A 22742-nucleotide genomic window follows, 5' to 3' on the forward strand; every position below is an offset into this window, starting at 1 on the left:
CCGACGCCCGAGCATCCGATCTCAGCGTCTCACCGACCGGCCCGCCGCACCCCCGCCGCTTCTCGCACGAACTTGGCGACTTCCTACAAGGTTGTCAGACACCGCAAAACTGACCGTTTTCCGTACGGCGCGGACGCCGTCGCGACACGCCGATAGAACATGTCGCAGAACTAGTGTCCGAAAACCCCCGGCGTCGCAGAACGCGACCCGGGGGTTTTCGCTACCGTCACCGCCATGGCACACACCTACGGGTACGCCCGGGTCTCCACCACGGCGCAGAACCTCACCGCCCAGGTCGACGCGCTCACCGGCTCCGGCGGCGTCGACGAGCGGGACGTCGTCGTGGAAAAGGCCTCCGGGCCCCGCGAGGACCGGCCCGAGCTCGCGCGGGTCCTCGCGGAGCTGCGGGAGGGGGACACCCTCGTCGTGACGAAGCTCGACCGGCTCGGCCGGTCGGCGGCGCACGTCGCGCGCCTGGTGCGCGACGTGCGCCGAGCGCGGCGTCACGCTGCGATCACTGACGGAGACCCTGGACACCTCGAGCGCGGCGGGGCGGCTCATGGTGCACGTGCTGGCCGCCGTCGCGCAGATGGAGGCCGACCTCGCACGAGAGCGCACGCTCGACGGCCTCGCGGCCGCGCGCGCCCGAGGCCGCGTAGGCGGCCGCCCGAGCGTCATGACGCCGGACCGCGTCGCGGCCGCGCGCGTCGCGCTCGCCGGTGGACAGTCCCGTGCCGCCGTCGCCCGCGCGCTCGGCGTCTCCCGAGACACCCTCTACCGGCACCTGGCTTCGCTCGACGTATGAGTTCTTGCCCCGGGGCCGCTGACGTCAGGCGGGAGCCAGCAGCGCCCATGCGAGGGGCGCGGCCGCGAGCAGGGTGAGGACGATCGCCTGTCCTCGTGAGCCGGACGAGCGTGCGAGTGCGACGAGCGCGACGGCGAGTGCTGTTGCTCCGGCGGGGAGAATCACGGCGGCAAAGTTGTCCCGGTCGCTTGTGTACACGACCACAGCGAGCAGCAGGACCACGACGTCGAGGATGAACGACGCCATCCGCCAGCGACCTCCCCGTGACCACCTCGTGGGCCCGGTTTCAGGCAGGGCGTCGCGGGTGGGAAGCGGTACCGGGTTGATCGGCATCATCGGGGGACCCCCAGAGGTCGTGTCTCGCCAGGCTACTGCCGGCACTATGTCCTCGCCTGGCGCTGAGCAACCTGCGGTGAGCGCCGCCGAGGGCTCCGATTGCGCCGGGCAACCGTGCATGTTTGCCTGAGGACGCAATCTCCAACCGAACCCATCGATTCACAAGGACGTGATGAGCTTGAGCAAGTGGAGAGCAATCCCGGTCGGGTTGGCTGCGGCAGCGGTCATCATTGGGGGACCGGTCGCGGTAGCGGGTGCCGACGTCGGCCCCGAGATCCCTGAGGAACCTGTCGAGCTCGAAGTCTCAGAACTGGAGTTCTACGACACACCGGTGGGCGTCTCGATCGCCGCCGAGGGGCAGGCGGAGGCCGACGCCCAGGTATCCCACCTGGTGCAGAATCTCGACCCCGCGGAGGTGGACCTGCTGTCCTCAGGCGCCCCGCTCTACATCGAGGTCGACTTCAACACGCTCACCTACACCTCGGTGCAGGAGCGTCAGCCCGCGATCACCCCGTACGCCCTGACGGTCGGTGGACACTGCAACTCCGGTGGTGCGGCGAAGTCCTGCCTGTGGGGGCCACCGCCGTGGGCCCCGTACAACGGCATCGCGGTCACCGGCCACGGTGAGACATCGAACTTCTGGGCCGGGTGGGACGCGATCGGCATGGAGGGGACCACCACGGTGAACGCGACCGTGTGCGCCGCGTACGGTCTGGGCTGCGTCCCGGTCCCGAAGAACACCTACGCCGACTTCCGCGGCACCGTCCACGTCAACAAGGTCTACCACGACTGACTACTCAGCCTGACGGGGAAACCCGGCGGTCACATGGGGCGGCAGGGGCACAGAATCGGCCCTTGCCGCCCTTCGCGCGCCACGCACTTGGCTGAGCACGGCCGCCGAGTTGGAGGACCGTGGCAGAGTCGGGGCGACGCCAAGTGAGCCGGGGGGACGATGCGGTACGGGTACGTGCAGGACGAACAGGACGTGCGGTTCGTCCTCGAGGCGGCCGAGCGGGCGATCGTCGGCTACGACGCCGATCACGCTGAACGAGCGACGGCGCGGGCGCAGGAGCGCCTCGACGCGCTGTTCGAGGGGCACGGGCCAGCGCCAGCCGCGGGCGCGATCATCGCCGCCACCGACGACACCCAGAGCGAGCTCTACGGCGCCATCGTGCTCGACACGCCGTACTACGCCGCGATCGCGGCCGCGGATCCGCACACCGCGCGCCTGTTCGCGAGCGCGCACCGCATCGTGTCGGGCCTCTTCGTCGTCGACGGCTGCCGAGGAATGGGCGTGGGAACCGGACTGCTGCGCGAGTTCGCGGCGATGCACGCGCTCGAGGTCGGTGCTCGGTACCTGGACGGGTTCGTCGACGACCGCAACGGCAGCGCCGACTTCTACCGCCGGGCCGGGCTGACCGTGATGCCCCACAACACCGGGCTGCCGGCGCGGCGGCCGACCAACTCTCCGCTCCTGCACGTGAAGCAGGTGAACGGCCATTGGTTCTACCTGGACCTCTGGGCGCACTACGCCGAGCGGACCCTCTGCAAGGAGTGCCGGGGAGCATTCACGTTCGTCCCCGAGGACGGGGGACAGCTCGTGTGCCCGCGGGTGCGCGTCGACGACGACGGCCGGCGCACGCACGAGCCCGGCCCGAGCTGAGCGAGGCCGCGAGCCCGCCGCCTCGCAGCCGGGAGTGTTCAAGGTAGGCAGCCAACCAAGTCCCACGATTGCGTACTACACAAATGGTCAGTTCCGTAGTACGATATTCCGTATGGCGATCAGGTGGACGGGCAGTGCGGACAAGCACGGGATCGCCCGTGAGGACGCGTTGCACGCGATGTTGAACCACTACCTGGTCGTGGAGGAGTTCGACGAGCCTCGCGTCGAGGGCGCGTCTCGCCCGGACCTGTACATCGGGCCGCCGAGGCGGCTCGGGGGCGATCTGCTCGAGGTGATGGCCGAGCGGGTGCCGCCGCGGGACGTGGTGATCTTCCACGTGATGATCGCGCGGCCAAAGTTCCTGGCTCTGCTGGACAACGAAGGGGAGTGATGACGATGACCGAGAAGAAGTACGACGACCTCGCCGCGTGGGCAGAGTCCGACGCGCCGACGATCCGCCCGGGCGCCGTGGTGCGCCGGGGCACGACAGCGAGCCGCGATGCGGTGCGCGCCCTGCTCGACGACGCCGCGGAGGGCGCGCGCGACGTTGCGCTCGTGGAGCGCTCGGCCGGGCGCCCGTCGCTGGACGCGACGCCCGGCGAGTCGCCCATGTGGAAGGTCCGCGCACCGAAGCAGCTCGACGACCAGGTGCGCGCCGTCGCGGCCGCGGAGGGCCGCTCGGTCTCCGAGGTGCTGCGCGCCGCCGCCAGCGAGTACCTGAACCGCCACGCGAGCTGAGGAGCAGCCCATGACGAACGAGCCGACGAAGGCGCTCGTGTGGCCGAGCGTGGTGGCCACGGAGTTCGTGGCCGCGCGCCTGGCCGACGCGGTCGACCCGGCAGACCTCGCGGCCGCGCTGCGCGTGATGCGCGCGGCGGCCGCGACGGACCTGCGCGACCTCGAGCGGAAGATGACGACGGACGGGCTGGGGAACCCGATCATGGCCACCGAAGAGCAGCGGCACGCGCAGGCGACCTGGTCGCAGGCAAACGACCTCATCGACCGCGCCGGTGGGTGGCGAGACCTGCTCGACCTCGCGGACTCGATCCAGCAGGTCGACGTCGTCGACGCGGAGCGGGCTCCGGTCGTCAAGGGCTTCGTGCCCGGCACCCGGGTGCGCCGGACGGACAACGGGCGCACGGGCACCGTCGACCCGGGCGCCGTCGCGGCCGACGTGCGCGCCGAGCACCCGGACATGGTCCCCGTGCAGTACGACCACGACGACGCCTGCCTCACGAGCCCGCACGTGCTCGTCGAGCTGCGCGCCGAGACGAGCGAGCGGCCGTGATCGTCCACGGGGCCTACCAGGCCGTGCCCGAGCCGGGGGAGCCGGCCGACGGTCCCGTGCGCGAGGTCGCGGTCGAGGCCGCGACGTACGAGGGTGCGCGCGCCATGCTCTACGAGCAGGTGCGCGACGGAGAGCGACTGACCGGTATTCGAGTCGAGGGCCGTGCCGAGGAGCACGGGCAGGGGAGGACAGCATGAGCACGAACGTGACGAGCGGCGCCCTGGTCGTAGGGCTCGGGATCTTCGTCGCGGGCGTCGTCCTGTTGTAGATCGACCACAACGCCCTTCGCGCGCGATCGCGCGCCCAGCGCGTTGACCTGCATCGACGTGTCGGCGCCGCGGCGCCGGCGGAGGTCTACGCGTTGCCGGATCGCACAACGACCCGAGGCCGGTCCGCCCCCTGTGGTGCGGGCCGGCTTCGTCGTGTGGGTGGGGCCGGCCGGGTACGCTCACCCGCAACGAACCCCGATCGCCTGCCCCCTGCGCGATCGGGGTTCGCTACGTTCGCGGGCCCAGCTGCTCACCGCCGCTCGACGGCGTCAGCCCAGAGCCAGGCCCACCCCTCGCGTCCCGCCGGGGACACGTAGCGCACGTGGACCTGACGGCCCGCCCACGCGACGGCCTCGCCGTCGACGCGCGCCTCGCCGCTCTGGCGCTGCGTGACCCACGCCCGCACCGGGATGCCCTCGGCCGGGCGCACGATCGCCACGCCGCGCCGCGCCAGCTCGGGCGCTTCCTCGGCGTGGTCACGCATCGGGACCGTCTCGATGCCGGACGGCCAGCCGCCCGGAGGCGGACGTCGACGAGTACCCACGACACAATCGTATTCGAACACCAGTTCCCTTGAGCAAGTCTCGGATTCCGTTGGTACGCCGTCCCTGCCGCGTAGTTGACACTGTCCACGACGCGGAAGGGTCGGGAGCCGCCTTGCGCGCTCGGCAGCGAACAGTCGGCGCCTCCTGCTTGCCGCATGCTTCCGCGCGTCGATCGGAGGAAGGCCCGTTGTCAACATCGGTCGCGGCTTGGGCGCAGAGACATGTGCCCTCATCGAGACATCCGGTCGCGAACGACCGCACGAGTCCGCTACCTTTGCGGTGTCCGCACCTGACCTAGGGGGTTTCATTGCTAGCCAATCGCCGACGAACAGCCGCAGCAATGTCTGTCTTCCTATTCAGCGTCCCTATGGGAACAGTCGGGGTCGCGACCGCTCAGACCCCTCCGGCGTCGAGCGCCGAGGCGGGCGAGCGGCTCACCATCTCCCTCCCGCACCCTGTGAGCTTGAGTGACGCGGACGAGCTCGTCAACACTCTGGGCGTCGACCCAGCCTCCTTCCGGTTCCAGCAGGCAGGGATCGAAGGCGAGTACTTCCCGTCCGCCGAGTACCCGCGCGACGCGTTTCTCAATGACTTCGCGCTTGACTTCGAAACGACGCCGCAGATCGTCTCACTTGAAGTAACCGAGCCGCCCGTCGCGAATGCACGACAGGCCGCAGGTGACACTCTTGACCGGGCGTTAGCGATCGCAGAGAGCCTACCTGAGCACCATGCCGAGGCTCCCAGAAATCCACGAGCCGACGCTGCGTTCAAGCGCGGCGCCCTCAGGGCTCAGGAGAAAGCCGCAATTCAACCTTTCGCGAGCGGAACGCCGACTTGGGGTCCCGGCTACACCGAGATCGCTGCGATGACGGACATTAATGGCCGAGCAGTTGTCTATACCTACAACACCTGGGCGAATGGGCGCAGTCCTGGTCAACTCCACTGGGATTGGGGCATCGAAATAGATGTCTCCCAGTTTAACTACAACTACTCTGGGACAAGGCCGAGCTGCCCCTCTGGGTTCCAGAACGGATTCTTCGCCACACAAACATACCCGTCGTCGAGCGGGGTCCATTCGTGGGCCGTCTACGAAGGGTCAGATGCAAGCACGACGACGCAGATCTCGCCGTACTACGACTCCAATGCGGATCTTGACCCTTGCAACCGGCAGTCCATGGCGATTGGCCTCGGTTCTCCTCAGGAGATTCGCATGCAGAACGGGGTCGGTTCGCTGCAGACGATCATCCGGACAAACCGTGGGAACGTCTCCGGGAGCCCGATGTCCGCGACGGCTCAAGCGCTTTCGAATGACTGCAATGACCTCGGAATGATCGCGCAGAGCGATTGCATGGGCATCAACGTGAACCGGCCGTTCCCTGGCCCAGGGTCTCAATCGATGCCGATCGTCGGGGCGCACCGGAACATTCGGGTGCCTACGTGCACCTTTACAACACAACCCAGCACAGTTGTTGAGTGGAAGGAAGGAATCTCGACTGGGTGCGTGCAGCTCTAGTCGACGACTGAAGAGCAATTGCGGCCTGTCGCCGATCCGGCGACAGGCCGCATCTTCTTGCCTGCATATAATGCGACGACCACCGCACCGCCAATTGCCGCAACCGACAGGCACGCTAGCGTAACCTGCCGCGCAGGTGCCGCGAGAACAAAGATCTGGCTCACGTCACCCTCGACACCCGGCCATTCACAACGCAACGTCGCGTCACGCCAACTCACTTCGGCTCTGATCGGCAGGTCCTGTATTGCCCCGGCAGTGCTTTGTGAATGTCGGTCGAGGCACGCGCCTTCAACACCGTCTCCCGCCCGAAGTGCCGCGTATGTTGGGAATAGTAGGGCAACCAGGGATGCGAGCGACACCAATGTGAGCACAATGGCGATCGACATCCTCGCGCTTATCTCGTTCAAGAACGCTCCCCTCGCGCGGACGGGCAGACGGATGGACGGACTGTCGTCATACACATCCTAGGTCTACGACGGGGACCGTCATTCGATCAGCCTCTGTCTACGGGCCTTGCCGGAGCTGACTCCCGTGGTGATGGTCCAGAGCATGCGCCTCACCCCCCGGGGGTGAGGTCACCGACACGTGAGGCGGTGCACTGTGCGGCGCGAAGTTCACCGTGCAAGCTCGCGATCTGGAGGCGCAGGTCGCGGTTCTGTCGTGTCAGCTCGGTGATCCGGACGTGGGCGAGTTCGAGTCGGCGACGCATGGACTCGGCCGTGGCTGGGGTGATGGTGGTACCCATGCGTGGTCGGGCCCTTCCGTCACGGGCCGCGTGGATCGCGTCCAGCAGGTCGGGTTGGGTGTAGACCCAGGATCGAGTGACCTGGGCAGTGCGGGCGAGGAGAGAGACGTTCGGGGGCCGATCGCTGGCCTGCAGCACTCGGAGGGCTTCGTCGGCGCGGGCACGGGTGTCGCGGGCTCGGCGCTGGGCTGCGGCGCGTAGGTGGTGGGTGTTGTCAGCCCTCATCCGGGGACTCCTCTGTTTCGAGTGCGGTGATGATCGTGGTGAGGTTGTCGACGACCTGCTGGTTCGTCTGGGCGAGGCGGGTCTGGCCGGCCTCGGTGGCGCGGTCGACGAGCGCGACGGTCAGGGCGAGTTGCTTGCGGTGCTCGGGTAGGAACTGCGGGGTTGTCAGGAACAGGGGGCAGGTCAGGCACGCGTTGGCGTGCGGGCACGTGCGTTGGGCGGGCATCCCGCAGTACCCGTTGGGCAGGGTCATCGCTGCGCGTTCGACGTGGTGCCGGGTCCAGCGGGCATCGGCGAGTGGGCTGTCGGCCTCGAGGGCGACGGTGTTGCCGTGGATGTCGACCTTTCGGGCGCGTTCCCAGTGACGGCGCACGGTGGTGTCGTGCAGGCGTGCGTAGTGCGCGGTCATCTCGGTGCTGGAGTGGTCCAGGATGCGGCGCACGACTTCTTGGGGGACGTCGTTGTTGATCAGGCGCGTGCCCAGGGTGTGGCGGAACTGGTGCGCGGTGACCTTCGCGAGTTCGCCGGAGTCGTCGCGGATGTCGCAGCGCCGGATCCAGTTCGCGAGCTCGGCCCTTGCCGCGCCCACGCTCAGCGGGCGGGTACCGGCGGCGTTGTCGCGCGTGCGGGGGAACAGCACGGCGGCGGGTGAGTGTGACGCTCGTGCCCGGGCGGCTTGAGCGTGGATCAACTGCGCGAGCTCGGCGCTGATCGGGACGAGGGCCTCGCGCAGCATCTTGTGGTTGGTGTAGCGCAGGTACGGCGCCCCAGCGGCGTCAGTGGTGACGCAGTCAGTAGGGAGCTTCAGCGCGTCGTTCAGGCGCAGACCGGTCTGCATGAGCAGCGGAAACAGCAACCTCATGCGCGGGTCGGTGAGCTGGTCCAGGTTCGCCTCGTCCTCGAGCTGGGCCATCACCTGTTCGGTAAGAGCCCGCGGGGCCAACGCCCGGTGCCGCGGGGCGTCCTCGGGGTGGATGAGACTGTCGGCCGGGATCCCGGGTGCCCATCCGTGACGCCGGACCGTGGTCAGGAACACCCGTGCTGAACTCAGTGCCAGGCGCCTGCCGTTGGGTGACAGGCCGTCCTCGATGAGCAGGGTGAAGAAGCGTCCCAGCACGGCTCGGGTGAGATCCCTCGGTCGAGCTGACGGGCCGGCTGCTTGGGTGAGTGCTCGACTTAGGCGCGTAATGGTCAGCAGGTCGCGGTGCATCCCGGACGGGGAGTACTCGCTCGTGCGTCGCGACCGCAGGAACGCTCGTGCTGCGTCTCGCAGCCACGGTTGGACGATTGGTCGAAAGTCGAAGAGCCAGTTCCGCGCGTGCCCGGTCACGTCGAGTCGTCGCAGCCTCCAGACCTCGCGCCGGTACTCGTGCTCGTGCGTGGCGGTGCCGTAGAGGGTCTCGAGCTCGTCGATCGCGAAGACGAGGAAGGGGTCACGCAGCTTGGCCCCCCGCTCCTCCTGGTTGTAGAGCGTCCGCGCATTAATGGGCCACGCGGTCTCGTCAGCGTCGAGCAACGATGCCTGGTCCCACAGGCGCAGCGCCCTGAGGTGATGGACCAGGGTCCGTTCGCGCACTCGAGGCGACTCGTCGACCTCCTGCGCCCGGGCGATCGCGTAGGCGACCTCCCACCGCAACGGCAGCGCCAGGGCCGACAGGTCCAGCCTCAACGCGTCGACCGTGGGACCGCGATCCCACTCTCCGACCGGCCGCCCCGCGGCGATCCAGCGCTGCAGATGCACCGAGCACAGGTCTCTGGTCGAGATGGAGCGGGCACACCCTGGTGCAGTGCAGGGGGCCCCGCCTCCGACCCGATCGCCTGGGCGTAGCGTGATGGTGTCCGAGGACACGTGCGTCCGCGCCCACGCTGCCAGCCGGGCCGGGACGTTGGCACTCTGGCCGTCCGGGAGCGCGACAACGCTCATCGCGCACCCACCCCCGCCGAGACAGCATCCGCGCCCGGTAGCCAGCCGGCACGTTCGAGGCTGCGACGGACCTCATCGACGTTCAAATGGGCGTAGGTCTCGGTCGTGGTGGTGATCGACGCGTGGCCCAAGAGCTTCTGGACTACCTCGGCCGGCACGTCACGGGTCAGCAGCTGCGTCGCGTAGGTGTGGCGCAGCATGTGCACCGTGAACTGCACTCCCGAGCGGCGTCGCAACCGTGCGACGAGGTCGGTGACATTCCAGTACCTCCAGGGCCGTCCTCGCTCGCCCGACCACAGGTTCACGAACACGTGGTCCGCATCCAGCGCCCCGTACTCGTCGAACATGTACTGCGCGTAGGAGCGCACGAGCCGTGGATGCACCGGAATCGTCCGCTCGCCCGACTTCACCCGAGCACCGTTGGCGTTCATCCGCAGCGGTGGTGGTTCGCCAAGGCCGAGGACATGCCGTGGTTGGTGAACCCGGATGCGTGGGGCGAGCGGCCCCGGTGGGCGGACCGCGATGAGCGGCAGTGGGGTGCCATCGCGCCGGTCGTCGACGGGCTGGCCCGCGCGCTGAGCGCGGGGGAGTACGACGTCGAGCGCGGTGCCGCGGTCCTGCACGCCGAGCTCTCCGGGCTCGAGGAGACCGATCGCAAGATCGTGCGTTCGTGGTTCCAGCCCTGGCAGGCACCGTCGGCTGACTCGTGGTCGACGACGATGTCGGACGGGCGGCACCGCTCTTGGAACTCGTGGCGCGCTGCGCCTGGTGCGCTGCTCCCGCTCAGCTCCGCGCTGCTCGAGCGCGCCGACCGCGTAGGCGAGATGTCGACCGAGTCGTTGCGGTACTACCGCGAGGACGCGGCCGCGGGTCTGGCGACGATGCCCGAGGAGATCGCGCGCCGGGCCCCGGGGTACGTCCGCGAGCTCCAGCGCGCGGCCACCGCTGGCCCCGCTGCACGCCCCGAGCCGGCGGTCTCGATCGACCGCGCCCCGGACCGAGTCGTGTCCCCGTCGACGTCGCGCGGGTATGAGCGGGGGACCCTCTCCGCACGGATAGACGACCTGGTCGCCCGGACGACGCGCGACCCCATCGGGCCCCGGCCCGCTCCTGGCGGCCTGCCTCCTGCCGGTCACCTGGGCTGGGACCGAGACTTCCCCGGCCGGGAGGCGACGTGCCGACGCCTCTAGACCTGTTGAGGACTCCCCGTTTGGGTGTTGAGCACTACCCGTTCGGGTGATGCCGCGACGGACGTCGCCCGGAACACTGGGGTGCGTCAGACCAAAGCGCCAGCCGGCACCGGGGGAGCAGCCAGTGACTACCGAGAACGCGACGTCCGTCGACGCGGCCCGCTGCGAGCGGTGCGACGCAGCCCCGTTGGGGTGCCGCCACACCGCGCCCCCGACCTCGGTCGGGGACCGCATCCACCACGCCATGCCGGTCGGGGCATGGTCACGGGCGCTGGACCTTCGCTCGAACTCCCGCGTGCGGGACCGAAACGGCGAGGCATGGGTCAGGACCCGCCACCAGCACAACGCCTGGGAGAACGTCGCTGACGGCACGATCTGGCCGCTGTGGCAGATCGTCGACGAGCGCCAGGGCTTCGGGCCGTTGGCTGTCGAGCATGTTGCTGGGGCGTCCGCGGCCGCCGCGCGCGCGGCGCAGGCGTCGCCCGCGCTCGATCGCGCCGCGGTCGGCCAGTCGTAGGGTCACGGGGAAGCACACCGCCCCGCGCCCGCACCCGGAGGCGCGGCACGGGGCGGGTGAGGTGGTGCGGTCCTCACGAACCGGCATCCTCAGCGCCTCCAGATGTGCACGTGCTCGGTCGCCAGCAGCGGGGCGCCGTCCGGGCCCTTGATGTAGGACGAGATCCAGGTCGGGCGGCGCAGTTCTCGATTCGGGCCGTAGGGCTAGTTCTTCCAGTGCCCGCGCACGACCCAGCGATGCTGGTAGACACGGCCGGTGGCCGTGGGGTCTCGCTCGTCGTGGTGGGTGCGCAGCGGTCGCAGGTCGATGAGCGACACCGACGGCGCTTCGCGGCCGGCACGGCGTGCGGTGCGTGCCGCCTTGCCGTTGGGGATAATCTCGCGCGCCGAGGAGATCATGGGCTGACCCATGAGCGCCCACGTCGCGCCGAGGAAGGCGAGCAGGCCGCCGAACTCGATCTGGCCGGGGATCACGAAGGCGGCCGCCGGTTGCGGCTTGAGCGTCAGCACCGGCCACTGCCCGGCTGCGGCGACGTCGTCGATGGGCTCGGAGCCCAGGGCGCGGATCGCGTCAGCGATCCGGTGGGTGCGCGACAGGACCCACATCCGGACCTGTCCGCCGGCCTGGGACCACGCGACCGCGTCGACCGCGATCGGGGCAGGCACTCGGGCGCCGAGCGGCCCGACAGGCCACTCCTCGGGAGCCATCAGCCCCCCGCACGACAATAGGTGTTTACACGCCGCCCGGGGAGCTATACCGTGGCGTAAACACCTATTGTCAACGAGGGGGATGTGCGATGACAGAACGCCTGCCGGCACCCGTTGCCGTCACCGGAGGGCCGCGGCCCGACTTCGATGCACTGTGGCGTGCGGCCGACTTGCCAGACGTCGACCGCGATGCGTGGCGCGAGGTGCTGGGCTATCGGACCAGGGTCCCCGACGACGCGGTGCGGCTCGCGTCGCACGGCTGGACGCCGGAGGACGTGGTCAAGGCTCGGACGGAGCCCCGCACCTACTGGCCGGAGCTGGGCGAGCCCAGGCCCACACATTCCGCAGAGGCGGTGGCATCGCTCGCGGTGCTGGCCGACGAGACCGCGCGCTTCCACGATGCCAGCGCCTCGCTCGCGCGTTCGGTCCGCGCCGACTACGTTCGAGTGCTCGCCGAACGGGAGAGCTGGCCGAACCCACGGATCGCAGACCTGCTCGAGATCACCCGCCAGCGAGTGCGGATGATCCTCAGGGTACAAGATGGTCAAGTGGATCAAGTCCATCGAGTGGATCACCGACTACGCCGCGTACGGTGACGGTCGTGGCGGCACCCGTGAGGACGCCGCGATGCAGGCGTTCAACGGCCGGATCTGACAGGAGCAGGGCATGATCAGCACTATCTACACCGTCGCCGGCATGACCACAGCCGAGGATGCGCGGGCCATCAAGGACAGGCTCTATCTCGTGGCAGGTATCGGTGCCGTCGCCACCGAGATCATTCCCGACGGCGAAGCGCGCATCATCCTCAAGCACAAGGACGACGTCGAGCTGAACCGCTCGGCCATCGAGGCAGCCGTGCAGGAGGCGGGCGAATACACGCTCGCCTGACCATTACGGCTACCAATAATGAGACGAAGCACGTGCTTATTCGTCTCGGCGCATCTAGCATCACTTTCAGGAGGCAATCGTGAGCAGCGAACCCGGCTCCGCCGCATCGCACGGTGCATCCTCCCCGGTCAATTCGGCTACCGGCGCACCTGGCCGACGACGAGTCCCGCTGCGCTCAACCTGCGCCCAGCCCCATCACTGTCCATTGCCGGTACGCATGAAGGTTCTCGGCCAGGTGCCGCTCTTCGCCGGTCTGTCCCACGAGGATCTTGTCGGTATCGACCACCGCATGGTCTCGCTGTCCTGGGCTGAGGACGACCCGCTCTACACAGCCGGCGACGTGGCCGAACATCTCTACGTCATGGCAGCCGGGCGCGCCAAGGTCTCCCGCCCGACCCCGAACGGCCAGGACGTCGTCGTCGATCTCCTGGCCCCTGGCGACCTCTTCGGAGGCATGCACACCCTGGGCCAGCCCACCTACCCCGAAACCGTTCGCGCCCTGACCACCACCTGCGCGTTACGCATCGACACACGCGCTTTCCGCGATGTCATGACGCAACACCCCGAGGTCGCCCTACGGGTGGTGGACGACGTCACCGCGCTGCTAGCGCAAGCGCGTGCGGACGTCACCGCGCAATCCACCGCCACCGTCGCCCAGCGGGTAGCGACCACGCTGTTGCGCCTAGCCGAGAAGTTCGGCCAGGACAGCTCCTCCGGTGCCACATTGATCCAGTTGCCGCTGTCTCGCACTGACCTGGCCGGCATGACCGGCTCGACACCGGAGTCCGTCTCCCGGGTAATGAGCCAGCTCCGCAAGGACGGCATCATCGACTCCGGCCGCAGATGGACCGCCATCCTGGACGGCGACCGTCTGCTCGCCACCGTGGCCGCCAGTGCCTGAGGGGCGAGGACTCTCTCACGTCTGCTGCGGTTGATTGATGCACGTCATGGTTCGGTTCCTGGCCCGCTCGTAACGTCGTAGTCAGCACCCAAGAAGGGTGAGACCTCGTCAGAGAAGGAAGGAACACACCATGAGCACCACCGCTCCCACCACCACCCACACGACCCTGCGCGCCGAAGGCTTCTCCTGCCCCTCCTGCGTGGCGAAGATCGAGAAGCGTGTCGGACGCCTGGACGGCGTCAGCGCCGTGAAGGTCCAGTTCGCCTCGGCACGCATCGAGGTCGACCACGACCCGGCCAAGGCCAGCGTCGAGGACCTGATCGCCGCTGTGGGCAAGGCCGGGTACGTCGCCAAGCCTGCCGCGTTCTGACGCCCGCCGCGCCAAGGAGAAGGACAGTGAGCGTCATGGCACAGGCGGCGCACCTGCAGCTGCGCCTGGGCGAGTTTTTCTGCCCCTCGTGCGCCACCGACATCAACCGGCACCTGAAGCGTCTTCCGGGGTGCAGGCCGTGCACATCGATCTGCACTCGCACCGGGTTGACGTCGACTACGACCCCCGACGCTTGGACGTCGAGGACATCCTGGTGACCGTCGGCGGTGCCGGCGTTACCGCAAGCGTTATCTCGGAGGACAGCTAGGACCCGCCTCCACTAGGGCGACCAGGGACGTCGACCGGTGCCCAGACCAAGCGCGAGCGCACTGCCCGGGCGTCATCCCGCCACCCATCAGAGCCGCACCGGGCCGCCGGGCCCGTCAATGATCAGCGGAAGCCTGCCCGCTGCATTCTCACGTGTGAACCGCTGGTAGACCCACGTCCCAAGAACTCAGGAGAGATTGCTATGAGCGTCAAGCTTCACCATGTCCCGCCGCGCCTGGCGAGCGGGGCCTTCATATTGAACACCGGAATCACTAAGCGGTCATTGGACGTCGACGGGGCAACGGGGCTGCGGGACCAGGCCGCCAACGCGTTCCCGTTCTTGAAGAAGATGGACCCGGTCCGCTTCGGGAAGGCGTTGTCGACCTTCGAGATCGCTCTGGGCACGGCGCTACTAGCCCCGATGGTACCCACCCGGGTGGCCGCGGCCGGCCTAAGTGGATTCTCGGCCGCATTGATGGCCGGGTACCTCAAGACGCCAGGGTTCACCCGTGATGACGGAATCCGTCCAGCGCCGGCTGGCATGGGGATCGCTCGGGACGTCTTCATGCTCGGTAGCGGTCTGGGCCTGATGGTGGAGGAACTGGCAACCAGGCGAACCTGACGGGGCCGTCCCGCCATGCGCGTGACACCCGGCCCCACGGGCCCCGCGGACTGGGGTGTGGTCATGGGCGCCCGCGGGCCGAGGCTACGTGGCTCGTCCGGTCGCATTCTGAGCCGGACCAGCTAAGCGTCACCGCCGATCAACTCGGCGGTGACGCTCTTCATTGCGCCAGCACGCTAGAGCAGCCCCGGCGGCGGTGCACGGATGGGTGTGCGGTTGATTGACGCCGGTCATGGTTGCCCGGTGCCGATCTTCATAACGTCGTTGTCAGCACCCCGAACTGGCGTTGGACAGCTACAGGAAGGTCGAACAGCTATGAACAAGCTGCAGCAGTGGTGGTACGGCAGGTGGGCGATCCCAGTGGTCTCCGGGGCGCTGATCCTCATCTCGTTCTTCGTGGCCCGCGGCCTCGGTTCCGATGCGTGGAGCAACGCCTTCATGGTGGCCGCCGCCGTGGTCGCGGGTACCCCGATCGTGACCAAGGCAGCCCGGGCGCTCATGGCCCGGGTCATCGGCATCGACCTGCTGGTCTCGGTGGCCGCGATCGGCGCGGTGATCATCGGGGAGTACTGGGAGGCCGCCGCGGTGACCTTCCTCTTCGCCATCGGGCACGCCCTGGAGTCCGCAACGCTGAACAAGACCCGCTCGGCACTGGCCGAGCTGGTGGCCGTGGCCCCAGACGTGGCCGTGGTCATGCGCGACGGCGTGCAGGTGGAGGTGCCCGCTGCGAGCGTGGCCATGGGCGAGATCGTCCTGGTCAAGAACGGCGCTAAGGTCCCGGTGGACGGCGAGGTCGTGGCCGGCACCGGCGCCCTGGACGAGGCCTCCATCACCGGGGAGTCCATCCCCGTGGAGAAGTCCAAGGGCGACCACGTCTTCGCCGGAACCGTCGCCAAGGGTGGGTTCCTCCAGGTGCTCGCCACCGGCATCGGCGCCGACACCACGCTGGCCCGCATCATCCACCGCGTGGAGGACGCCCAGGACGCCAAGGCCAAGACCGCCCAGTTCATGGACCGGTTCTCCGCCTGGTACACCCCGGCCATCATGGTCCTGGCCCTCGTGGTGGGCCTGCTCACCGGTGACGTCGTGCTCGGGCTGACCCTGCTGGTCATCGGCTGCCCCGGCGCGCTGGTCATCTCCATCCCGGTCTCCATCGTCGCCGGCATCGGCCGGGCCGCCAAGGACGGCATCCTCATCAAGGGTGGGGAGTACCTGGAGACCTCCGGCAAGATCACCGCCGTCGCGGTGGACAAGACCGGCACCCTGACCAAGGGCCGCCCGCACCTGACCGACGTCGTCGTCCTGGCCCCAGCCATGGATCGCGCCCAGGTGCTGACCTGGGCAGCCCGGGCCGAGGCCGGCTCCGAGCACCCGCTCGCCCGACCCATCCTGGAGGCAGCAGCCGCGGAGGGGCTGGCCACGTCGGGGCTGCCCGAGTTCACCGAGCCCGTGCCTGGCAAGGGCATCACTGCCACCATCGGCGGGCGCCGGGTCCTCATCGGCAACGTGGCGCTGCTGGAGCAGTACGGCGTCGCGGACACTGTTGGCGCCGGGCAGGCCGCTGAGGAGCTCGCCGCAGCGGGCAGGACGGCGATGATCGTGGCCGTGGAGGATGCGGTGGCTGGTGTGGTCGCGGTGGCTGATGAGGTCCGTCCCGACGCGGCGCAGATGGTCGCCCGTCTGCACGACGCCGGGGTGAAGAAGGTGGTCATGCTCACCGGTGACGCCCCGCTGGTGGCGAAGGCAGTTGGTGCGGCGACCGGGGTCGATGAGGTCCGCGCCGGCCTGCTGCCCGAGGACAAGCTCGACGCGGTCGCGGACCTGCAGCGTCAGGGTCACGTCGTGGCCATGGTCGGTGACGGCGTCAACGACGCCCCGGCCCTGGCCACCGCCGATATCGGCGTAGCCATGGGTGCGGCCGGCTCGGCCGTGGCCGTAGAGACCGCCGACATCGCCCTCATGGGCGACAACCTGCTCAAGCTCCCCGAAGCGATCGGCCTGGCCCGGCGCACCGTGAACAACATGCGCCAGAACATCACCATCGCCCTGATCACCGTGGCCGTGCTGCTGGCCGGAGTGCTGCTCGGCGGAGTGACCATGTCCATCGGGATGCTCGTCCACGAAGCCTCGGTCCTGGTCGTGATCGTCAACGCCATGCGCTTGCTGCGCCGCCACCAGGACACCACCAGCACCACGGCGACACCTTCCGCGCCAGCCACCGCCGCACCGATCCCAGCTGCGGTCCGGTCCTGACCCTCTACCCCGGGCGGGACGCCTCATCCACCGTCCCGGCCAGGCGCGGATGTATCACCGCCGGGTAAGCCCGGCACAACCACAACAGGAGGAATCATGAGTAACGAAGAACACTTCACCATCGAGGGCAACGTCGAGCACTTCACCATCGCGCGGGTCGCCCAGGACAATCCCGACTTCCGCCGGGTGCTGTGGACCGGCCAGCACGCCCAGATCGTCATCATGACGATCTCCGCCGGTGGCGAGATCGGTGAGGAGGTCCACGAGCACACCGACCAGATCCTGACCTTCGTCAGCGGGGCCGGTCAGGCCGACCTCAACGGCCATACCCACCCGATCGAGGCCGGTGACCAGTGCGCCGTCCCCGCCGGCGCCCGGCACAACTTCCGCAACACCGGCGACGAGCCGCTCGTGCTCTACACCATCTACTCCCCGCCCGAGCACGCGGCCGACGGCGCCTACCCCACCAAGGAAGAAGCCGACGCCGCCGAGGCCGCTGGCCAGGACGAACCTCCCACCGCCGCCTGACCGGCCATCCCCGCGCAGCGAACTCAGCGGCTGTTGGCCGCACCTGTCTCACCCGCTTCGAACACACAGCAGAAGGAGAAGAACCCCATGTCCAAGGTGTACGTATTCACCGACTTCGGCGGCCCCGAGACCCAGGCACTCATCGACCGTCCAGCGCCGCAGCCCGGCCCCGGTGAGCTCGCCGTCCGGGTCCGCGCCGCCGGTGTCAACCCCGTCGACTACAAGATCCGCGCCGGCCGCTACCGTCGGGACCAGCCGTTGCCGGCCCCCATGGGTCAGGAGGTCTCCGGTGTCGTCACCGCCCTCGGTGAGGGAGTCGAAAGCTTCGCCGTGGGCGACGAGATCCTCGGCCCTGTGGTCCCGGACTACGGCGCCTTCGCCGAGGACACCCTCGTGCGCGCTACCGATGCCGTGGCCAAGCCGGACGAGATCGCCTTCGCCGACGCGGCCACCATCCCCGTCGCCGGGGCCACCGCCTACGACGCCACCCACCAAATCGAGCTCGAGCCCGGCCAGCAGCTCCTCATCCTCGGGGCCGGCGGCGGTGTCGGACTCATGGCCGCCCAGATCGGCAAGGTCCACCAGTTCACCGTCATCGGCATCGCCTCGCAGGCCAAGCGCGAGATCGTTCAAGCCACCGGAGCAACGTTCATCCCCTCCGGTGCAAATGTCGCCGACCAGGTGCGCCAGATCGCCCCCGAGGGGGTAGACCTGATCCTGGACCTCGTCGGTGGCGATGCCCTGCGTCAGGTCGCCGGACTCGTCACCGACCCGGCCAGGATCATCTCCGCCGCCGACCCCGACACCGTCACCGAGCTCGGCGGCAGTCCCCTGAAGCGCACCACCGAGGCACTGGAGAAGATCACCGGCGTCATCGAATACAACCTCGTCGACCCCAACGTCTCGGCCCTCTACCCGCTGGAGGATGCGGGCGAAGCCATTGCTGCGGTCGAGAGCGGCCACGCCACCGGCAAGATCGTCATCCAGCCTCACAACGCCTGACGCGGGTTGACCGGTTGCGCATGTGAAGCACCTGGGCCGGGCCCGGTAGCACCGCGAGCACCCTCGTCATCGGCGTCAGCTGACCCGGCCGCCACACAACCCCGATAGAACCCCGCCATATAACGGCGCAAGTGTCAGATCCCGAAGTCGCGTGCACAGGTGACCTGCAAGTTCGGTGCTGCGTGCATGGGAGTGTGAGCTGCCGGCGTGTCCGTACCCGTACGCACGACCGGCACGTTGTTCCATAGTCCTGTGCACGACGAGGCGGTCGATGAGGATCGCGTTGCCGAGCGAGATCTGCTGACCGTCCCGGATGAGGTGTGGGCGGTGGCGGTGCGCCGGGCGGAGGTGATCGCCCCGCTCGCCGAGGCGGGCCGGGCCGGTGGCGAGGCGGTGGACAGCGCGGCCGAGCTCCTGGGTGTCTCGCGGCGTCAGGTGTACGTGCTGCTGCGCCGGTGGCGCGAGGGCGGTCGCGTGGTTTCGGCCCTGGTCCCAGGCCGTTCGTCCGGCGGCCGCGGCGGGCGGCGACTGCCGGCCGACGTGGAGGCGATCCTCGCGGAGGTGCTGCCCCGGGAGTACCTGACCAGGCAGCACAGGACCACCGCGGCGGTCCACCGCGAGATCGTCCGGGCCTGTCGGCGGCGCGGGTTGCCGGCACCCTCGCGCGGCGCCGTCGAACGGCGGATCGCCGGGCTGGACCCGCAGGCTGCCGCGACGGCGCGGGAGGGCCCGGACGGGGCCCGGTCCCTGGCGTCGGCCGGCGGGCAGGTGCCGCCGGTGAGCGGGGTGCTGGAGCAGGTGCAGATCGACCACACCGTCGTGGATTTGGTCGTGGTCGACGAGCGGCACCGCCTGCCGATCGGGCGGCCGTACGTGACGGTCGGGATCGACGTCTTCTCCCGGTGCATCGTCGGGCTGGTGATCACGTTGGAGGCGCCCTCGGCGCTGTCGGCGGGGCTCTGTCTGGCGCACATGGTCACCGACAAGCAGGCCTGGCTCGAGCGCCTCGGGACCGAGGCCGCCTGGCCGATGGCCGGCAAGCCCGGCGAGCTGTACCTGGACAACGCCGCGGAGTTCAAAAGCGAGGCACTCCGGCGCGGGTGCGAGGAGCACGGCATCAAGTTGCGCTACCGCCCGCCGGGGCGTCCGCACTACGGCGGCATCGTCGAGCGGGTCGTGGGCACGCTGATGGAGATGGTCCACGAGCTGCCGGGCACGACGTTCTCCAACCCGGCCCAGCGCGGCAGCTACGACTCCGACGCCAAGGCGGTCCTGACGCTCGCGGAGCTGCAGCGATGGCTGGCGCTGGCGGTGGCGAGCTACCACGGGCAGGTCCACGGCACGACGCGGCAGACCCCGCAGGCCCGCTGGGCCGCCGCCACTACCGGGGCGGCACCGATGACGGTCACCGACGAGACGGCGTTCCTGGTGGACTTCCTGCCGGTGATCCGCCGGTCCCTGACCCGCACCGGGTTCGTCATCGACCACGTGCACTACTTCAGCGACGCGCTCAAGCCGTGGATCGCCCGCCGCGACCGGCTGGACCGGTTCGTGATCCGCCGCGACCCGCGCGACATCAGCCGCATCTGGGTGCTCGACCCCGAGGGCGGGGCCTACCTGCCGGTGCCCTACCGGACCCTGTCACGCCCGGCGGTGAGCGCGTGGGAGCATCGTGCCGCGCTCGAGCGGCTGCACGCCGAGGGACGGGCACAGGTCGACGAGGACGCGTTGTTCCGGATGGTCGAGCAGATGCGCACGATCACCGAGACCGCCCGGGCCACCACGCGCAGGGCCCGCCGTGACGCCGAACGACGCCACCGCAACCCGCCGGCGGCCGCCGCACCGCCGACCATGCCTGCGTGCCCGCCCGAGGACGTCCCGGCGGGCCGACAAGCAGAGGACCGGATGGACGCCGACGCGGTTCCGTTCGAGGTGATCGAGCAGTGGTGAACAACGACCTGGCCCCGGCCGACCTGGACCACCTGCACGACAGCGCCCGGGCGCTGGCCCGGCTCCCGGCCGAGGAACGGGTCCGGCACGTGCGCGCGGACCGGTGGATCGGCTACTCCCGTGCCACCGCGGCCCTGGACCGCTTGGAGACGTTGTACGCGTGGCCCGGCCGGCAACGGATGCCCAACCTGTTGCTGGTCGGCCCGACGAACAACGGCAAGTCCATGATCATCGAGAAGTTCCGCCGCCTCCACCCGCCCACCTCACACGCGGACCGGGAGGAGATCCCGGTCCTGGTCGTGCAGATGCCCTCCGAACCGTCGGTGATCCGGTTCTACGTCGCGCTGCTCGCCACGCTCGGGGCACCGCTACGCCCGCGTCAGCGCCTGGCCGACATGGAGCCGATGGCGTTGGCGCTGCTGCGAGCCGCGGGAGTACGCGTGCTGGTCATCGATGAGCTGCACAACGTCCTCGCCGGGCGGTCCGACACCCGCCGGGAGTTCCTCAACCTCATCCGCTTCCTCGGCAACGAGCTGGGCATCCCGCTGGTTGGGGTCGGCACCCGCGAGGCATACCTGGCCATCCGCTCCGACGACCAGCTCGAGAACCGCTTCGAACCCTTCACCCTGCCCCGGTGGGAACCCGACCAGGAGACACGGTCGCTGCTGGCCAGCTTCGCCGCCGCCTTCCCGCTGCGCCGCCGCTCGACCATCGCCACCGAGGAGATGACCCGCTACCTGCTGACCCGCAGCGAGGGCACCATCGGCGAGCTCACCCACCTGCTCGTCGACGCCGCCGTGGCCGCGATCGAGTCCGGCGAGGAGGCCATCAACCAACGCGCCCTCCTCATGGCGCCCTACGCCGGCCCCACGGAACGACGCCGGATGTTCGAACGCGAGCTCGCATGACCCGTCGATGGCCGCTGCACCCGCCACCGGGCGACGGAGAGGCGCTGTCCTCCTGGCTCAACCGACTGGCCGAGATCTACGGGCTCAGCGTCGAGGAACTGATCCGGCACGACCTTCTCCCGCCGGGCGCCGACCCGATAATCTACGACGGCGGTGCCCTGGACCTGGACCCGCCACCCGGAGTGCTCACCGCCCTCCACCGGCGCACCGGAGTGCCCCTGGGCGAGCTGCGCCAGATGACGATCGCCGGCTGGGCGCCCTGGCTCCTCGACACCCTGGACGTCGAACCGGAGGCCGGGGCGGCGCTCGACACCTACCTCCACCAGGACTCGGTGCTCCTCACCGCCAAGGAACGCCCCCGCCGGCAGGTGCCCGGCTGGCGCGCCTGGCTGCCCTCGGACCTCAGACGCGAACCGATTCGCCGGGCCTGCCCGACCTGCCTGAGCACCACCACGGCCGGCACCCCCGGCTTCACCCTGGTCTCCCAGTTGCCGCTCACGCTCAGCTGCTCGCAGCACGGCTGCCGCCTCGAACCCGCCTTCGGCGCCCTCGGCGGCTTCGTCGCCTGGGCGAAGCAGGACACGAATGCCACCGCCGCACCGGTCCCGGTCGTCGCCATGGACGCGCTCACCCACGAAGGTCTGCACACCGGCCTCGTCACCCTGCCCCGCCGCCGAGTGCACGTCGGGATGTGGTTCCGTCTCCTACGCACCCTGATCGACGAGCTCTCCACCCCCGTCTCGATGCTGCGCGTCCGTTCCCGGCACACCATGCAGCACCTCTGGCACGTGACCGGTCATCCGCCGCGGGCCGGCATGGCGGGCCCCTGGCGCCCCTACGAGGCGCTGCCGTGGCCGCAGCAGCGAATGCTCCTCGAGGCCGCCGCCACCACCCTGCAACTGGTCGAGGCCGGCGACGTGACCGCCCACGGCACCCTCGGCCATCTCCTGACCCCCGAGCCCTACCGGCCCGTTCCCGACGGCAGCACACCGCCCCAGCGCCGCCGTGACCACTGGCAGGAGATCAAGGACGAGATGAACCGAGCCATCGCCCGCGCCCAGCGCGACCCCGCCGCCGCCCGCCAGCTGCTGGCCACTCTCACCGCCCTGACCCGCAGCGAGACCACATTCCGGCGCACCCGCGAGGACCTGGTCGCCCTCGGCGTCCCCGAACGCCACCTCCCACGAACCCGGGACGATGTGCACGCCCGTGACGCTCCACCCGTCCAAGAGTGCGCGCTCGTCACATCCGAAGCGACGGCACCTTTGCACGACGTAGAATACGTGACCGGTTAAGTGACACATCTCCTCCGGAGAATCCTCCGGA

The 22742-nt window shown here is 69.4% G+C and carries 25 protein-coding genes and 1 pseudogene; 21 read left to right on the forward strand and 5 right to left on the reverse strand.

Annotated elements, in window-relative coordinates; all coding sequences use genetic code 11:
- The first annotated feature begins 234 nt into the window (after nucleotides 1-234).
- Nucleotides 235-805: pseudogene (locus tag ACI769_RS17015) on the forward strand (recombinase family protein).
- A 24-nt stretch (nucleotides 806-829) separates the two neighbouring features.
- Here ACI769_RS17015 and ACI769_RS17020 read toward each other — a convergent pair.
- Nucleotides 830-1051, reverse strand: a complete 222-nt coding sequence (locus ACI769_RS17020) for a hypothetical protein (protein WP_024841845.1) — start codon at nucleotides 1049-1051, stop codon at nucleotides 830-832.
- Nucleotides 1052-1472: 421 nt separating this feature from the next.
- Here ACI769_RS17020 and ACI769_RS17025 point away from each other — a divergent pair, with 421 nt between their 5' ends.
- From ACI769_RS17025 to ACI769_RS17050, 6 genes are all read left to right on the forward strand, one after another.
- Nucleotides 1473-1934 (forward strand): hypothetical protein, encoded by a 462-nt coding sequence (locus tag ACI769_RS17025; RefSeq protein ID WP_034652949.1) that lies wholly within the window; start codon nucleotides 1473-1475, stop codon nucleotides 1932-1934.
- A gap of 174 nt (nucleotides 1935-2108) precedes the next feature.
- Nucleotides 2109-2804, forward strand: a complete 696-nt coding sequence (locus ACI769_RS17030; RefSeq protein ID WP_211934238.1) for a GNAT family N-acetyltransferase — start codon at nucleotides 2109-2111, stop codon at nucleotides 2802-2804.
- Nucleotides 2805-2916: 112 nt separating this feature from the next.
- Nucleotides 2917-3195, forward strand: a complete 279-nt coding sequence (locus ACI769_RS17035; RefSeq protein ID WP_034652953.1) for a hypothetical protein — start codon at nucleotides 2917-2919, stop codon at nucleotides 3193-3195.
- Nucleotides 3195-3542, forward strand: coding sequence for a ribbon-helix-helix domain-containing protein (locus ACI769_RS17040; protein ID WP_034652955.1), 348 nt, complete (start codon nucleotides 3195-3197; stop codon nucleotides 3540-3542). Before ACI769_RS17035 ends, ACI769_RS17040 begins: the two co-directional genes overlap by 1 nt.
- Nucleotides 3543-3552: 10 nt before the next feature.
- The gene (locus ACI769_RS17045; RefSeq protein WP_211934239.1) at nucleotides 3553-4092 is read left to right on the forward strand and encodes a hypothetical protein; all 540 of its coding nucleotides are present in this window, start codon (nucleotides 3553-3555) and stop codon (nucleotides 4090-4092) included.
- Entirely contained in the window at nucleotides 4089-4289 is a 201-nt protein-coding gene (locus ACI769_RS17050; protein ID WP_034652959.1) for a hypothetical protein, read from the forward strand. The genes ACI769_RS17045 and ACI769_RS17050 overlap by 4 nt, the downstream gene beginning before the upstream one ends.
- A 322-nt stretch (nucleotides 4290-4611) precedes the next feature.
- Here the strand turns inward: ACI769_RS17050 and ACI769_RS17055 are convergent, their stop codons facing one another.
- A complete protein-coding gene (locus ACI769_RS17055; RefSeq protein WP_211934240.1) occupies nucleotides 4612-4905 on the reverse strand; it encodes a hypothetical protein in 294 nt (97 codons plus the stop codon).
- A gap of 464 nt (nucleotides 4906-5369) precedes the next feature.
- On the opposite strand from ACI769_RS17055, the gene ACI769_RS17060 reads away from it, so the two are divergent.
- Nucleotides 5370-6419, forward strand: coding sequence for a hypothetical protein (locus ACI769_RS17060; protein ID WP_211934241.1), 1050 nt, complete (start codon nucleotides 5370-5372; stop codon nucleotides 6417-6419).
- A gap of 959 nt (nucleotides 6420-7378) precedes the next feature.
- Here the strand turns inward: ACI769_RS17060 and ACI769_RS17065 are convergent.
- Together ACI769_RS17065 and ACI769_RS17070 are read right to left on the reverse strand one after the other, a co-directional pair.
- Nucleotides 7379-9130, reverse strand: a complete 1752-nt coding sequence (locus ACI769_RS17065; protein ID WP_211934242.1) for a tyrosine-type recombinase/integrase — start codon at nucleotides 9128-9130, stop codon at nucleotides 7379-7381.
- 179 nt (nucleotides 9131-9309) lie between these two features.
- On the reverse strand, nucleotides 9310-9723 hold the full coding sequence (locus ACI769_RS17070; RefSeq protein ID WP_244985818.1) for a tyrosine-type recombinase/integrase: 414 nt from the start codon (nucleotides 9721-9723) through the stop codon (nucleotides 9310-9312).
- A 54-nt stretch (nucleotides 9724-9777) separates the two neighbouring features.
- Here ACI769_RS17070 and ACI769_RS17075 point away from each other — a divergent pair, with 54 nt between their 5' ends.
- Entirely contained in the window at nucleotides 9778-10503 is a 726-nt protein-coding gene (locus ACI769_RS17075; protein ID WP_211934244.1) for a hypothetical protein, read from the forward strand.
- Between the two features lie 124 nt (nucleotides 10504-10627).
- A complete protein-coding gene (locus ACI769_RS17080; RefSeq protein ID WP_211934245.1) occupies nucleotides 10628-11020 on the forward strand; it encodes a hypothetical protein in 393 nt (130 codons plus the stop codon).
- 203 nt (nucleotides 11021-11223) lie between these two features.
- Here the strand turns inward: ACI769_RS17080 and ACI769_RS17085 are convergent, their stop codons facing one another.
- A complete protein-coding gene (locus tag ACI769_RS17085) occupies nucleotides 11224-11727 on the reverse strand; it encodes a hypothetical protein (RefSeq protein WP_409142025.1) in 504 nt (167 codons plus the stop codon).
- A gap of 89 nt (nucleotides 11728-11816) precedes the next feature.
- Here ACI769_RS17085 and ACI769_RS17090 point away from each other — a divergent pair, with 89 nt between their 5' ends.
- The 11 genes from ACI769_RS17090 (at nucleotide 11817) to ACI769_RS17140 (ending at nucleotide 22711) form a co-directional block, all read left to right on the forward strand.
- A complete protein-coding gene (locus ACI769_RS17090; protein WP_211934246.1) occupies nucleotides 11817-12323 on the forward strand; it encodes a hypothetical protein in 507 nt (168 codons plus the stop codon).
- 70 nt (nucleotides 12324-12393) lie between these two features.
- A complete protein-coding gene (locus ACI769_RS17095; protein WP_168631482.1) occupies nucleotides 12394-12615 on the forward strand; it encodes a hypothetical protein in 222 nt (73 codons plus the stop codon).
- 79 nt (nucleotides 12616-12694) lie between these two features.
- Nucleotides 12695-13516 carry a Crp/Fnr family transcriptional regulator gene (locus ACI769_RS17100; protein WP_225563477.1) on the forward strand — a complete coding sequence of 274 codons (822 nt, stop codon included), beginning with the start codon at nucleotides 12695-12697 and terminating at the stop codon, nucleotides 13514-13516.
- Between the two features lie 130 nt (nucleotides 13517-13646).
- A complete protein-coding gene (locus tag ACI769_RS17105) occupies nucleotides 13647-13886 on the forward strand; it encodes a heavy-metal-associated domain-containing protein (RefSeq protein WP_154795784.1) in 240 nt (79 codons plus the stop codon).
- 469 nt (nucleotides 13887-14355) lie between these two features.
- On the forward strand, nucleotides 14356-14775 hold the full coding sequence (locus tag ACI769_RS17110; protein WP_211934247.1) for a hypothetical protein: 420 nt from the start codon (nucleotides 14356-14358) through the stop codon (nucleotides 14773-14775).
- A gap of 315 nt (nucleotides 14776-15090) precedes the next feature.
- Nucleotides 15091-17028 carry a cation-translocating P-type ATPase gene (locus tag ACI769_RS17115; protein ID WP_211934248.1) on the forward strand — a complete coding sequence of 646 codons (1938 nt, stop codon included), beginning with the start codon at nucleotides 15091-15093 and terminating at the stop codon, nucleotides 17026-17028.
- A 96-nt stretch (nucleotides 17029-17124) separates the two neighbouring features.
- On the forward strand, nucleotides 17125-17556 hold the full coding sequence (locus tag ACI769_RS17120; protein ID WP_188524003.1) for a cupin domain-containing protein: 432 nt from the start codon (nucleotides 17125-17127) through the stop codon (nucleotides 17554-17556).
- Between the two features lie 87 nt (nucleotides 17557-17643).
- Entirely contained in the window at nucleotides 17644-18558 is a 915-nt protein-coding gene (locus ACI769_RS17125) for an NADP-dependent oxidoreductase (protein WP_188524004.1), read from the forward strand.
- Nucleotides 18559-18810: 252 nt separating this feature from the next.
- A complete protein-coding gene (locus tag ACI769_RS17130; protein WP_211934249.1) occupies nucleotides 18811-20508 on the forward strand; it encodes a Mu transposase C-terminal domain-containing protein in 1698 nt (565 codons plus the stop codon).
- Nucleotides 20505-21416, forward strand: a complete 912-nt coding sequence (locus ACI769_RS17135) for a TniB family NTP-binding protein (RefSeq protein ID WP_244985830.1) — start codon at nucleotides 20505-20507, stop codon at nucleotides 21414-21416. Before ACI769_RS17130 ends, ACI769_RS17135 begins: the two co-directional genes overlap by 4 nt.
- Entirely contained in the window at nucleotides 21413-22711 is a 1299-nt protein-coding gene (locus tag ACI769_RS17140) for a TniQ family protein (RefSeq protein ID WP_061269036.1), read from the forward strand. The genes ACI769_RS17135 and ACI769_RS17140 overlap by 4 nt, the downstream gene beginning before the upstream one ends.
- Nucleotides 22712-22742 lie beyond the last annotated feature (31 nt).

Source organism: Cellulosimicrobium sp. RS, assembly GCF_046159675.1.
In the GTDB taxonomy this organism is placed as follows: domain Bacteria; phylum Actinomycetota; class Actinomycetes; order Actinomycetales; family Cellulomonadaceae; genus Cellulosimicrobium; species Cellulosimicrobium funkei.